This is a genomic window from Proteus faecis, assembly GCF_030286765.1.
Lineage (GTDB): Bacteria > Pseudomonadota > Gammaproteobacteria > Enterobacterales > Enterobacteriaceae > Proteus > Proteus faecis.
In genome coordinates this window covers 1-12,702 of sequence record NZ_JASVWV010000027.1, presented here as the reverse complement: position 1 = coordinate 12,702, position 12,702 = coordinate 1, and the positions used below count along the sequence as shown (strand labels likewise).

Annotated in this window: 16 protein-coding genes and 1 pseudogene; 16 read left to right on the top strand and 1 reads right to left on the bottom strand. The window is 54.3% G+C overall.

The window, feature by feature from the left end:
• The first annotated feature begins 270 nt into the window (after nucleotides 1-270).
• From QSH13_RS17840 to QSH13_RS17795, 10 genes are all read left to right on the top strand, one after another.
• Nucleotides 271-738: an STY4534 family ICE replication protein gene (locus QSH13_RS17840; RefSeq protein WP_001764958.1), complete on the top strand. Its 468-nt coding sequence runs from the start codon at nucleotides 271-273 to the stop codon at nucleotides 736-738.
• 20 nt (nucleotides 739-758) lie between these two features.
• Nucleotides 759-1,730 (top strand): Rpn family recombination-promoting nuclease/putative transposase, encoded by a 972-nt coding sequence (locus QSH13_RS17835; RefSeq protein ID WP_001764959.1) that lies wholly within the window; start codon nucleotides 759-761, stop codon nucleotides 1,728-1,730.
• A 157-nt stretch (nucleotides 1,731-1,887) separates the two neighbouring features.
• Complete coding sequence (gene pilL2, locus QSH13_RS17830) at nucleotides 1,888-2,550, top strand: PFGI-1 class ICE element type IV pilus protein PilL2 (protein ID WP_001764960.1); 663 nt, start codon at nucleotides 1,888-1,890, stop codon at nucleotides 2,548-2,550.
• Entirely contained in the window at nucleotides 2,547-3,287 is a 741-nt protein-coding gene (locus QSH13_RS17825) for a hypothetical protein (RefSeq protein WP_001764961.1), read from the top strand. The genes pilL2 and QSH13_RS17825 overlap by 4 nt, the downstream gene beginning before the upstream one ends.
• A gap of 13 nt (nucleotides 3,288-3,300) precedes the next feature.
• Nucleotides 3,301-4,044, top strand: coding sequence for a TIGR03759 family integrating conjugative element protein (locus tag QSH13_RS17820; protein ID WP_001764963.1), 744 nt, complete (start codon nucleotides 3,301-3,303; stop codon nucleotides 4,042-4,044).
• Nucleotides 4,045-4,056: 12 nt separating this feature from the next.
• Nucleotides 4,057-4,695, top strand: coding sequence for a transglycosylase SLT domain-containing protein (locus QSH13_RS17815; RefSeq protein ID WP_286047527.1), 639 nt, complete (start codon nucleotides 4,057-4,059; stop codon nucleotides 4,693-4,695).
• The gene (locus tag QSH13_RS17810; RefSeq protein ID WP_113355633.1) at nucleotides 4,685-5,242 is read left to right on the top strand and encodes an integrating conjugative element protein; all 558 of its coding nucleotides are present in this window, start codon (nucleotides 4,685-4,687) and stop codon (nucleotides 5,240-5,242) included. Before QSH13_RS17815 ends, QSH13_RS17810 begins: the two co-directional genes overlap by 11 nt.
• A 355-nt stretch (nucleotides 5,243-5,597) precedes the next feature.
• Entirely contained in the window at nucleotides 5,598-7,745 is a 2,148-nt protein-coding gene (gene traD, locus QSH13_RS17805; protein ID WP_113355635.1) for a type IV conjugative transfer system coupling protein TraD, read from the top strand.
• Nucleotides 7,732-8,490 carry a TIGR03747 family integrating conjugative element membrane protein gene (locus QSH13_RS17800; RefSeq protein ID WP_113355636.1) on the top strand — a complete coding sequence of 253 codons (759 nt, stop codon included), beginning with the start codon at nucleotides 7,732-7,734 and terminating at the stop codon, nucleotides 8,488-8,490. The genes traD and QSH13_RS17800 overlap by 14 nt, the downstream gene beginning before the upstream one ends.
• Nucleotides 8,491-8,512: 22 nt before the next feature.
• On the top strand, nucleotides 8,513-9,061 hold the full coding sequence (locus tag QSH13_RS17795) for an Ail/Lom family outer membrane beta-barrel protein (RefSeq protein WP_113355637.1): 549 nt from the start codon (nucleotides 8,513-8,515) through the stop codon (nucleotides 9,059-9,061).
• 73 nt (nucleotides 9,062-9,134) lie between these two features.
• On the opposite strand, the pseudogene QSH13_RS17790 reads toward QSH13_RS17795, so the two are convergent.
• A pseudogene (locus QSH13_RS17790) lies at nucleotides 9,135-9,733 on the bottom strand (DUF2913 family protein).
• A 153-nt stretch (nucleotides 9,734-9,886) separates the two neighbouring features.
• Between QSH13_RS17790 and QSH13_RS17785 the strand changes: the two are divergent.
• The 6 genes from QSH13_RS17785 to QSH13_RS17760 form a co-directional block, all read left to right on the top strand.
• Nucleotides 9,887-10,213 (top strand): integrative conjugative element protein, RAQPRD family, encoded by a 327-nt coding sequence (locus QSH13_RS17785; protein ID WP_113355638.1) that lies wholly within the window; start codon nucleotides 9,887-9,889, stop codon nucleotides 10,211-10,213.
• Entirely contained in the window at nucleotides 10,210-10,449 is a 240-nt protein-coding gene (locus QSH13_RS17780) for a TIGR03758 family integrating conjugative element protein (RefSeq protein WP_113355640.1), read from the top strand. Before QSH13_RS17785 ends, QSH13_RS17780 begins: the two co-directional genes overlap by 4 nt.
• A 95-nt stretch (nucleotides 10,450-10,544) precedes the next feature.
• A complete protein-coding gene (locus QSH13_RS17775) occupies nucleotides 10,545-10,859 on the top strand; it encodes a TIGR03745 family integrating conjugative element membrane protein (protein ID WP_242370567.1) in 315 nt (104 codons plus the stop codon).
• Nucleotides 10,860-10,871: 12 nt separating this feature from the next.
• Complete coding sequence (locus QSH13_RS17770) at nucleotides 10,872-11,288, top strand: TIGR03750 family conjugal transfer protein (RefSeq protein WP_108202130.1); 417 nt, start codon at nucleotides 10,872-10,874, stop codon at nucleotides 11,286-11,288.
• On the top strand, nucleotides 11,281-11,925 hold the full coding sequence (locus tag QSH13_RS17765; protein WP_108202131.1) for a PFL_4703 family integrating conjugative element protein: 645 nt from the start codon (nucleotides 11,281-11,283) through the stop codon (nucleotides 11,923-11,925). Before QSH13_RS17770 ends, QSH13_RS17765 begins: the two co-directional genes overlap by 8 nt.
• A partial coding sequence (locus tag QSH13_RS17760) for a TIGR03749 family integrating conjugative element protein (RefSeq protein ID WP_286039477.1) occupies nucleotides 11,922-12,702 on the top strand: 781 nt, incomplete at its 3' end. The genes QSH13_RS17765 and QSH13_RS17760, both read left to right, overlap by 4 nt.

The window sequence follows — 12,702 nt, the reverse complement described above, 5'->3', positions numbered from 1 at the left end:
TTCCGGCAATCTGAGAGGAACGCCTACGGGTGATTGCCACTGCCAATCCTCGGGTCATCTGAGACGAGGGCCTACGGGCGATGACAGAACTCCGTTCGTCCTTGAAATTGACGGAGGGTGATAACCGTACAGTGTTGTCATCAGGATTACCTTATACAACGCAAGTCGTCAGTTCGGGAGCAATCCTGTTATTGACCCCGGTGGGAAACACGTTCCTGCCGGGACGATGTTTCTCATTTTTTTACCTTTTTTATCCGATGGAGAAACATCATGACCAGCAAAAATATTGCAACATCTGAAAATAAATACTTTAATCTGCATGTGAACGGGATTGGGTATTTATCGAATATCCGTCAGGTTAACGGCCCTAAAGGGCAGTTTTTAACCGCAGTGATTAATGCACTCAGTGGACCGGCTGATAACCCTGTGTATGTTCGTTTTGATACGACAGTCGTCGGGGAGAATACGATCTCACTGGTCAGACGGTGTATCAAAGCGGTGGATGAGGACAAAAAAGTCCTGACGGGGTTTACATTAAGTAATCTGGCCTCCGATATTTTCACTCTGACAAAAGGTGAGCATGCCGGAGAACAGCGGGTCAGCCTGAAAGCCAGACTGCTGAATATTGACTGGATTAAAATCGGTAAAGAAGTGGTCTATAAAGCCGAGAAAAACCAGTCAACGCCTCCGGGAAATGAACAGCCTGCATCCAGAGAGTATGCAGCTGATTCTTTTTAGTCATTAATAAGGAGTTTTCTGTGACTAAAAATACACAACAACCGGTACATGATGCGTTATTTAAGCAGTTTTTAACGCATCCTGAGAATGCCCGGGATTTCTTCGCGGTGCATTTACCGGCGAACATTCTGCCCTTGTGCGATTTAAGTACACTGCGCCTGGAGCCGGCCAGTTTTGTGGAGCGCCGTTTACGTCAGCTGCATTCGGATGTGCTGTATTCCGTGCAGACAACGGAAGGGGAAGGGTATATCTACTGCCTGATAGAGCACCAGTCAAAACCGGATCGGTTAATGGGTTTTCGTCTGATGCACTATGCGATGTCAGCGATTTCGCATCATCTGAAAAAATCGCCGGCAGATAAGACACTGCCGTTGGTGGTGCCGTTTCTGTTTTATCAGGGCAGTGTTTGTCCTTATCCGTACAGTATGAACTGGCTGGACGGGTTCGCCGATCCGGCGCTGGCTCAGCAGCTGTATACCCGGTCATTTCCGTTAGTGGATTTGAGTGTGCTCAGTGATGAGGAAATCCTGACACACAAGGGTGTTGCCCTGCTGGAGCTGGTTCAGAAACATATTCGGACCCGCGACGGTTTGATGGCGGTATTGCCGATAATCGCGCAGATAATTAACTCGCAACACAATACGGTTGACCAGGTGAGGAGTGTGATGGAATATATTGCCTATCAGGGGTATATTCTGGATGAATCCCGCTTTTTCAGCCAATTGATTGCACTGTCACCGGAGTATAAAACGATGCTGACAACGATTGCAGAACAACTTGAGCAAAAAGGTATCGAAAAAGGTATCGAAAAAGGTATCGAAAAAGGTATCGAAAAAGGTATCGAAAAAGGTATCGAAAAAGGTCGTGAAGAGGGCAGAAGTGAAGCCTTGATCGCGATGACCCGCTCATTATTACAACAGGGGGTTGATCTGAACATTATTATGCAATGTACCGGATTGACCCGGGAAAAGATTGAGTCATTAAAACATTAATCTTTTCTGTTTTTACTCTCAAATGCCGGCATGACTGCCGGCATTTTTTATGCCCGCCGTTTTCTTTTTTTTTCGGAAAACTAATTTCTCATTGAGAGCACTTGCTTTTCTGCGCACAGTGTGCCTGTGACTTTATTTTATTAACACAGGACAGAAAATGCGTATGAAAACTCTCCCGATATGTCTTGCCCTGACCTCACTGCTGTTGGGGGGCTGTGCAGATAAACCCTCCCGGCCTGCCGAACCGGCGACTGACACCGTGATCCCGGTCAACACCGGTTATGCTCAGCCGGTGCTTCCGGATCTTTATCCGTCAGCGCCGGAAGTGGTGCGTTATGATCGTTACCGGCTGGTTGATATTTCGCCTTCACAGGCACAACGTTACCCGCTGGAACAAATTGTTCACCTGCGTATTCCGGCTTCCGTTTCACCCACGGTCGGGGATGCGTTGCATTATGCCCTGCGTGATTCCGGATACCGCCTGTGCACCTCTGATGGGCAGGCGAACCGCCTTTATCGTCTGCCGTTACCCGCCGTTCAGTATCAGATGGGACCGATCCGCCTGAATGTGGCGTTACAGCTCCTTGCCGGGCCGGCCTGGCAGTTGTTGGTGGATGATGTACAGCGGGAGGTGTGTTACCGACTTCGTCCGGAATACATGCCACCTGTGCCGGATGCCGGCAGGGACAGCGCTTCTTCCGTCTCAGTGGCCACGCCACTTTCTGCGGGCAGTACGCCAGTACCGGTGCCTCCGGTACTGAATACCTCTGCCGGACATACCGGCGTGAATAAGGTTCATCGCGGAGGGTGGCTGAAATGACTCCTTCTGAAGAATTGTCCGTAACCCCATTACATAAAAAAATTTACCGGGGGGTGATTGTGACGGGCGTGGTCGCCTGTGCTCTGGTGGCCGGTATCCCGCTGTTTATCCACAGTAATGTTATCAGTTCACACTCAGAGGCTCTGTCACAACTCGGGCAGCGATTGCAGGCCATTGAGATGACGATAGCTGACCCTGTCACGGATGACGGGATGAATGCGCAACTGGATGTGCTCCGTCAGGAGCTGGCGACGCTGAAACAGGACGCGGCATCACAGCGCGATACCCTCAGAACGGTGACAGCACAGCTGGCGGTGGCCGGCAAACCGGATGAGCAGATTACGCTGTTATCGGACGGGCTGGAAAAACGGCTGGCGCAACTGGAAACCCGCCAGGCACAGTGGGCACTGGCGTTACATCAGTTGCAGGAACAGCGTCAGCCGGTGCAAAAAACGGTCAATCCCCCGGTTGTCAGGGCAAAACCCGCTGCGCCGGAGACTTCCCGTCCCGGGGCTTCTGCCCGTACAGCCCGGACGGTGCCGTTTCAGTTAACCGCGATTGAACAGCGGGGCGGTCGTCTTCTTGCCGCTCTGGCCCCTGCGGATGTCCGTCAGCTGGGGCAGGTACAGTTACTGCCGGTGGGCGGACGTTATCAGGGCTGGGAAATGACTGACATTCAGACTGACCGTGTGACATTACGTTATCAGGGGCGCACGGTGACGTTGCGCCTGCCATAAAAGGAATGCCGTGATGAAAAACATAAGATGTGTGGTTTTACTGGGCGGGTGTCTGATGTCTGCACCGCTGACAGCCGCACAGTCTGTTTCCGGGACAACCCGACCGGTTCAGATTGAGGCGGGGACATCGGCTGAGAGTCAGACTCAGTCATTGCAGTATGAGGCGCAGGAATGGGGACTGAATACGGAGGAGTATGCCCGTTTTGAAGCGCTGATGAAAGGGCGGCGCGGTATTCAGTCTCCCGGACTGGATCCCCTGACGACACTGGGCATTGAGGCCCGGTCAGATGAGGAGCGCCGCCGGCTGGCTGAAAAGTGGGTACAGCAGGAATTTGCCCGGGCGGAAAAAGAGCTGGCGTTTCAGCGGGAAGTGGATGCGGCCTGGAAACGGCTCTATGGTCAGATATTGCCGGTCAGACTGGGAACAGCCGGCGGAATCGCCGGGATGGTACAGGGAACAGCACAGCGCCGGCAGGCATTGTTTGTGCAGGCGGAAAACTGTCGCGCGTGTGATACCCGTCTGGCCACCCTGCTGGCCGGCAAACAGCCGTTTGATATTTATGTGCTGGGGACACAGGGGGATGATAACCGCCTGCGGGCCTGGGCCAGACAAAAAAATATCCCGGCAGAGCGCGTCAGGAAGCGGGAAATTACGTTAAATCATGATGGCGGCCTCTCGCTTCACTACGGACTGACCACCACACCGGTGGTGATGCAACAGTTACCGGATGGGCGGTGGCGTCCGCTCACGCCTTAATCCGGAGGTGTGATGCGTAAAAAATCCCTGCTCACGTTTGTCCTGCTGCTGTTTTCCGTGCCGTTACCGGCGCGGGAGGTACCGCCGGGTTACCGTGAGGTGGCCCGGCAGGAGAATGTACCGGCAGAAGCCCTGTATTCCCTGGCACTGACAGAGTCATCCTGGACATTACCGGCACATCACCCGCAGGCCGGTGAAATCCATCCCTGGCCGTGGACGCTGAATGTGGCCGGTAAAGGATACCGTTATCCGACACGGCAGGCCGCCTGGCAGGCTTTACAGTCATTTTTACAGACGACATCCCCCAGACGTATTGATGTGGGGATTGCACAGGTGAACTGGGGATGGAACGGGCATCACTTCCGTTCTGACTGGGAGGCTTTTGAGCCTTATACCAATCTGCATGTGGCCGCCCGCATTCTGCGACGCTGTTATGACGCGTCACCGGGCAGCTGGATCCGAGCCGCCGGCTGTTATCACCATCCGGCGGGCGGTCAGCCCGCAGTACGCTATAAAAATAGTGTCCGGCGTCAGCTGGCAACACTGACGGGCGGTACACAACCTGTTTCCGCTCATTTACCGTCCGTCAGCGCAGACCGGACGGTATCGTTTGTGTGGATAGAACCGGAGAACAAAACCAATGCGAAATAATTCTGAAGAAAAGACAACGCGTGCCTTTTATCCCCTGTCCGTCCTGGGGATGCTGCTGTTTTGCGCTGCCGGCGGCAGTCAGGCGGCGTTAACGGTGGTCGCGGATCATGGCGGCGGGCAGCCGGCAGCCCCTTTTTATGACGCAATCAATAATGCCCCGAATGAATGGACAACAAAGGCGGCGTCCCGTGCCCTGCCGTCCGTGATGGCCCCGTCAATGGTGTTGCCGGTTGAGACACCGGAAATGACACCGGGGGAGGTGGATGATCGCGCTCTGCATTTGCCGGGGATTGGGGCACTGTATCTGGTGGGGGATGATCCGTTATCCCGGGCCTGGCTCACACAGCATGCCGCCCGGCTGAAGGCAATGAATGCGGCCGGGATGGTGGTGAATGTGAAATCGGACGCCGGATTACAGGCGCTTCAGGCGCTGGCTCAGGGAGGACTGCTCTCCCCGGCATCCGGCACCGATTTGGCTCACCGTCTTCAGTTATCCCATTACCCGGTTCTGATCACGGAAACCGGGCTGACCCAGCAGGTGAAGTAATGTTACCGCCGATATGGCCTTCAGACGGGGGTGACTCCCCGGCACTCTGGTTGGCCCTGCTGATGTGGTGCGTGTTCTTTATTGTGATGAGGATCCTGGGGAAAAAAAACCGTCCTGCCGGCCGTCATCGTCACTGTCACGGGAAAAAAACGCGTGAGCCGGAAAAAGAAAATCCGTCAGATCCTCCCCGGGGTTGAGCGCAGTGAGCGAATTGTTTTCCGGCGTGTCGGTTAGTTTTTAAACAGTGTTTCCAGTGGAAACACTGTTTGATTTTTGAGCACTGTTTCCAGTGGAAACACCGGTTAAGTTTTGAACACCGTTTCCCCGGGAAACACCCAAAAAAGAGTCTGAGAGAATGAGTGATCGTTATGTGATAGAGGCCTGGCTGCGACCGGCCGTGGAATTAAACAGTGCCCTGGTGTCCGGCGGGGCGGCGTTTGTGTGTGCGGTGGCCCCCTGGGCTGTGGCATTGTCGCCGTCTGTGAGTTATGTCACCGCCGGCGCGTTTGCCGGTTTTTCCGCACTGCGTGCGCATCAGGGATTCCGGGTCTTACGTTACCGCCGGAATCTCCGGCGTCTGCCCCGTTATCAGGTGACCTCGGCACAGGTGCCGGTCAGCCGGCAGCGTCTGTTTCTGGGAAAAGGGTTTCAGTGGCAGCAGAAACACACGCAGCGCCTGCTGGAAACCCAGCGCCCGGAAGTGGAGCGGTATGTTCAGCCGCCGGCGCATTACCGGCTGGCCCGGCAGTTTGAACTCCGTTTTGAGTCCCGCTTCCCGGCGGTTTGCCGGCTTTTGCAGAAAGACAGCCGGCTGAATCCGGTCCGCCCGCTGCCGCCGGTGGGGGGAAATCCGGTGTTACACGGTGTGGAGCCGGATGAAGTGAATGTGACCATGGATTTGCGTGAACGGGTCGGTCATATGCTGGTACTGGGGACCACCCGTGTCGGCAAAACCCGTCTGGCGGAAGTGCTGATCACCCAGGATATCCGCCGGGGCAATATCACAATAGTGTTTGATCCGAAAGGGGATGCGGATTTGCTGCGCCGGATGTGGGCGGAAGCGCACCGGGCGGGACGCAGTGAGGAGTTTTATGTGTTTCACCTGGGCTGGCCGGATATCAGTGCCCGTTATAACGCCATCGGCCGTTTTGGCCGGGTATCCGAAGTGGCCGGGCGGGTGGCCGGTCAGTTATCCGGTGAAGGGAACAGTGCGGCGTTCCGGGAGTTTGCCTGGCGGTTTGTCAATATTATTGCCCGGGCACTGGTCGCGCTGGGAGAGCGTCCGGATTATGCCAAAATTTTACGTTATGTCACCAATATCGGGGAACTCTATCAGACGTATTCGATGCAGGTGATCAAAGCACAACTGCCGGATTTGTTTGCCCAAATCGAGAATGCGCAGAACGCGCTGACAGTCGAGGATGTGCCCCGTCACCTGCAAAGTGATCCGAAAGCCGTGGCGATCTGGGCAACAGAGCTGGCGTTAAGCAGTGAGAAAGGGAAAAAAATCTATGATCCGATTCTGGACGGGTTGCGCAGTGCGATCCGTTATGACCGGACCTATTTTGATAAAATTGTGGCCTCCCTGCTGCCGTTACTGGAAAAGCTGACTACCGGAAAAACCGCCGCTCTGTTATCGCCGGATTACACCAATATGCAGGATCCCCGTCCGATTTTTGACTGGCAGCAGGTGATCCGGAAAAAAGGGATTGTGTATGTCGGTCTGGATGCATTATCGGATGCGGAAGTGGCGGCGGCGGTGGGAAATTCCATGTTTGCGGATTTGGTCTCGGTAGCCGGGCATATTTATAAATTCGGAACCGGGGATGGTCTGCCGGAGGAAGGGCACGCCGGAAAATTACCGATCAGCCTGCATTGCGATGAGTTTAATGAACTGATGGGGGATGAATTTATTCCGTTACTGAACAAGAGCGGGGGCGCGGGGATTGAAGTGACGGCCTACACACAGACCTGGTCTGATATTGAGGCCCGGCTGGGGAATGCTGCTAAATCGGCGCAGGTCACCGGTAACTTTAACACCCTGGTGATGCTACGCGTCCGTGAACTGATGACCGCAAAATTACTGACAGAACAGTTACCGGAAGTGGATATTTACACCAAAACCCTGGTATCCGGGATCACCGATATTTCCAACCCGGGACAGGGGAGTGATTTTACCTCCAATACCCAGGACAGGGTCAGTATGGTGGCGAAACCCTTACTGTTACCGGCGGATATTATTCAGTTACCGAAAGGACAGGCGTTTGCTCTGCTGGAAGGCGGAAAGTTGTGGAAGATCCGGATGCCCCTGCCGGCGGCGGAGGACGATGCGCTGATGCCACCGGATTTGCAAAAAATCGCGCAGTATATGGCGAAAAATTACCGTACCGGCGAAACCTGGTGGACAGCCGCGTCATTTTCGGATGCGCGGCATGATACAGACGGAATAAACGTGACAGAAATGACGCCGGATACGGAAGGAGGCAACGATGGCAACAGCTGAAGCCCGTCAGGAAACCCCGCGCCATCCGGCAAAAGAACCCGGTTTGCCGGCGAAACTGGTGTGGCACTGGCCCTGGGCTGTTATCGGGGTATTACTGGCCTCCTGGGTATGCAGTCTGGTGATTGAATGGGTCGGGATTGCATTCTTCTGGCCGGACGAAGGAGCAGACCACAGCCGGCAGGTGATGTTAACCGAGAGCGGGTATCTGTCGGAAGGGTTTACCCGCAGTCTGCTGATGTCCAGTCCGGCGCAGTGGCTGGCGCATACCATTGAGCAGGCATACCGGTGGTTGTTTGTGGAGTCCGGCCTGATGGACAGCTGGCAGAACGTATACCCGGTGTCATCGGCCAATGGGAATGCGGTCGCCCGTGAACTGGATAACTGGCGGAGCGGGTTGGTGTCTGAACTGAGGGATTATCTGCTGGCGACAGTGTATGTGACGCTGACGTTTTTTATCCGGGTGACCATTCTGGTGCTCTCTGTCCCTCTGTTCGTGCTGGTTCTGCTTGTGGCTGTGGTGGAGGGGCTGGGACGACGTGATTTGCGGCGTTATGGCGCCGGATATGAATCCAGTTTTGTGTACCATCACGCAAAAAAATGGATAAAGCCCTTATTTATTATTCCCTGTTTGTTATATTTATCCTGGCCTTCGGCCATCAATCCGACGCTTTTACTGTTGCCTGCGGCAGTGTTACTGGGTATCGCAGTCACTGTCACTACGGCTTCGTTTAAGAAATATTTATAACAACATAATTTTGAAGGTGTTTATGAAAAAACTTGCATTATCTGTTGTTGCTGTCAGTAGTTTGTTAGGAAGTAGTTGTGCGCTGGCAGATAACCATACCTTATCTCTCGGTTATGCACAGGCGAAAGTTCAGGATTTTAAAAATATCCGGGGTCTGAATATGCAATACCGTTATGAGTGGGACTCTCCGGTCAGTATTGTCGGGTCAGCTACTTATATGAAAGGGGATGAAGATTATACTGATGATGAATATGACAGCGGATATAACGGAAAAACAGAACTGAAATATTATTCATTATTGGTGGGACCCGCTTATCGCATTAATGATTATGTCAGTTTTTATGCTGTTGCCGGATTTGCACACACAAAAGCAGAAGATAAAGTCACGTATCTGACGCAGTACTCGGAAGAAGCGAGTCAGAGTAAAACATCTTTTGCTTATGGTGCCGGGGTTCAGTTTAATCCGCTTGAAAATATGTCGGTGGGGATAGGCTATGAGGGAACCCGGGCAAAATATGGTGATAATGTCTCCATTAACGGATTCAATGTTACCGTTGGGTATCGCTTCTGAGTGAAGCTGGACAGAGACACACAACACTTGTTTTTGTGTGCCTCTGTCAGCAGACAAGCGGCATCGCCGCGCGTCAGTCATTTTCGTTGTTCGCCGTCAGCGAATATAAAAAGGGCATCGCTGTTTCCTGTGCAGGGTTGAGTTGCCAGCCACAGGATTTGAGTAATGCAGTAAATCCGGCGATATCTCCGCTGATTTTCACCGGCAACCGGGCTATCTGTTTACCGTTACTATCAAAAGCGGCATCCAGCGCGACATTGAACAGATAAAGGGCATTGCGGGTGTTATCCGGTATCAGGGCATGCCGTCCGTGCCAGGCGTTATTATTTAATATCTGGTAGGAAAAACCGGCTTCTTTGGCGGATTCAAACGCATAAGTGAGGCGGAACAGATCACTCTGGTCATTTAACGTACCGGTGCAGGAGCGGTACAGATAGTCCAGCTTTGCGGCAGTTTTGCCCGGACACCCAGTGTCCGTCCCTGCCGCAGTAACCAGCCAATATCTGCCGTAACAGTCCGGTCAAAACGGCGTTGTTTTTTGGCCGTTGCCAGCCAGCGTATTAAAAACAGGTTTTTTTGTATGTCAGATTTGACCTGTCCGTCCTGTTCTGCCAGATGTAGCGCAACCAGTGCACACCAGGCAAAATGCCCTGATTTTTGAGTGATTGTCAGTGTCATAGGGATACTTTTTATTTCTTCGTTTCATCTATTTTCGCAAAAAGCAAGCAAAATAAAATTAAAAATTTTGGAAAACTAATTGTTTGCTGTTTTTTCTGCCCGCCTTTTTTACCCTGACTCCACGTTAACCGTCTTTAAGGAGTCGTTATGCGATTATTTTCTCCTCTTCCTCCCCTGTGTGCACTGGTGGTCAGTGCCTGTCTGGTGTGCCCGGCACTGGCCGGGGAAAAAGATGAACTGGCGCTGACCTTAAAACAGCTTGAACACATACAGGCGAGTCTGGAGCGTGCCCGTATTCAGGCAAATCAGGACAATCCCGCCCGTTTTTATTTTGATTATTCCCGCGCCTCTAAAGAGGTGGAGATTATCCGGCAGGGGATTGCCCGCTATCTGGAGCCGTCCCGTGCCCAGCCCACGGTGCCGGTGAATGTGGCGGAGCCACTGCGCGGGGATTACCGCCGGGAGCAACAATGAATCCGTCACAGCAGGCGGCATTTGAGGCTGCTGCCGGCCCGGGGATGTCTCCGGCTGTGCTGAATCTGTTGTGTATCGGGGCATTACTGGCGGTGCTGTTTTTATGGGCGGCCTGGGGACTGGTTGATGTTTACCGGGGTTGGGCAAATGACAGTGTCCGTGCCGCCAAACTGGGGCAGTTTGCTGTCCGGGCGGTGATATTACTGGTGGTCTGCATCTGGATGTTTGCCAGCTGAGTGTGTTGTTGATTTTATTTTACAGGATGAAAGGTCATTTTATGAAGATAAACACGTTTTGGGTACGTGGAGCCCGCCGTATAGGGGCGTCAGTGATGACGTTATGGACGTTATTCAGTCTGATGCCGGCGTATGCCGCACTGCCACAGGTGGAGCCCCCCTCTTCCGGCGGTGGTGGCGGGCTGATGGATACGATTAAAGGGTATCTCAATGACGGCATTGTGATTGGCGGGCTGGTTGTGGCGGCGGTGGCTTTTATAGTGGTGGCCATTGCAGCGGTTTCCACCTTCAATGAAGTCCGGGACGAAAAAGCCGGCTGGGGTAAATTCGGCGCCATTGTTGTGGTCGGTGTGGTCCTGATTGTGGCGGTCGTCTGGCTGGCCGGAAAATCCGCCACCATTATTTTTTAAGTGGAGGCAACGATGCAGACCATCGATTTTATGCCGGATCGCTTAAATGCGGAACCCACCGTCTTTCGCGGATTTACCACCCATGAGATGTTTGCGGCTGCCGGCGTCGGTTGTGCGGGCGGGGTTATTATCAGTCTCCCGCTGTTACCGCTGGCCGGCTGGGTGATCCTGCCGACCGGGGCACTGATTATGCCGTTGGTCGTGGTATTTTTCGGCGGCACCTTTCTGACCCGCATCAAACGCGGAAAACCGGAAAATTATCTCTACCGCCGGTTGTCCTGGAAACTGCAAACCGGGTTTGCCCGCACCCTGCCGCTGACCGGGCGGCTGACCGAAAAATCCCTGATCACCGTGTCTCAGGGCTGGTTTTTACGCCGGACACAGGCAGTGTCACTGTGCCGGTATCTTGCCGGAGGCCGCCATGAGTAAATTCCGTCATGCCCTGCAAAACCGGGATCAGCATATTCTGACCCTGCGGGTGATCTGCGGGGTACTGATTCTCTGCCTGTTGGTGGCGTTTACCGGCTGGATGCGGGCGCCGGATAAACTGACCATCCATAATCCGCCGGATTTACGATCCGGCAGTACGCGAGCATGGTGGGAAGTGCCGCTACCGACAGTGTACGCCTTTAGCTTTTATATTTTTCAGCAGCTCAATGCCTGGCCGAAAGACGGTGAGGTGGACTATCCGCGCAAGATTGCGCAGCTCAGTGCCTATCTGACGCCGTCCTGCCGGGCGTATTTTGAGAAAGAGGCCACTTACCGCACCACGCTCGGGGAGCTGAAAGGACGCTCCCGGGTGGTGTATGAAATCCCGGGGCGCGGGTTCAGTGAGGATAAAGTCCGGATGATTGACCGGGACCACTGGATAGTGCGTCTGGATTTGGTCGCGGATGAATATTTCAGCGCCGAGCCGGTCAAGCGGGCGACGGTGCGCTATCCGGTGAAAGTGGTGCGCTGGGAGGGGGATCCGGAAAGCAATCCGTTCGGGTTGGCCCTGGACTGCTATGACGGGACACCTCAGCGTCTGGAAGCCGCGGAGCAGAATAAGGAGGCCAGTCAATGAGCATCAAACATCATCTGACCGCTTGTACGCTCGGGGTTTCAGCGATGCTTTCTGCGGTTTCACTGCCGCTGCCGGTGCAGGCGGTGGAGCTGGTCCGCTGGGAGCGTATTCCGCTGCCGGTGTCCCTGCATGTGGGGGAAGAACGCATTGTGTTTGTGGAAAAAAATGTGCGTGTCGGGTTTCCGCCGTCCCTGAATGAGAAACTGCGGATCCAGAGTACCGGCGGGGCGGTCTATCTGCGGGCGGAAAGTGCGTTCCCGCAGACCCGCCTTCAGTTACAGGATGTGGAAAGCGGGGAAATCCTGTTGCTGGATGTGACAGCCACGGCAGGTAAAGGGGCGCTGGAGCCGGTACGGGTGGTGTACAGCGGGGAAGTCAGCACACAGCGTGACAGTCAGACCGTCAGACGCAGCGGGCAGGACGGCGGGACCGCCGGCAATACGGCCCCGGCGGCAGCCGGAACCGGGGAGCGTAGAGCGAAACCCCGTTATCCGGCCCCGTTACCTGTCTTACTGACCCGTTATGCCGCCCAGAGTCTGTATGCGCCGTTAAGAACCGTGGAGCCGGTGCCCGGCGTACAGCCGTTATCACTGAGCTTACCCGGAACACTGACGGCACTTTACCCGTCAGCGCCGCTGACCGCGCAGCCACTGGCCGGCTGGCAGGCGGCGGAGTACCGGGTGGTGGCGGTGAAACTGACCAACCAGTCCGCTCAGAAAGTTATTCTGGATCCCCGTCAGTTGCAGGGGCAGTTTGTCAGCGCCACGTTCCAGCATC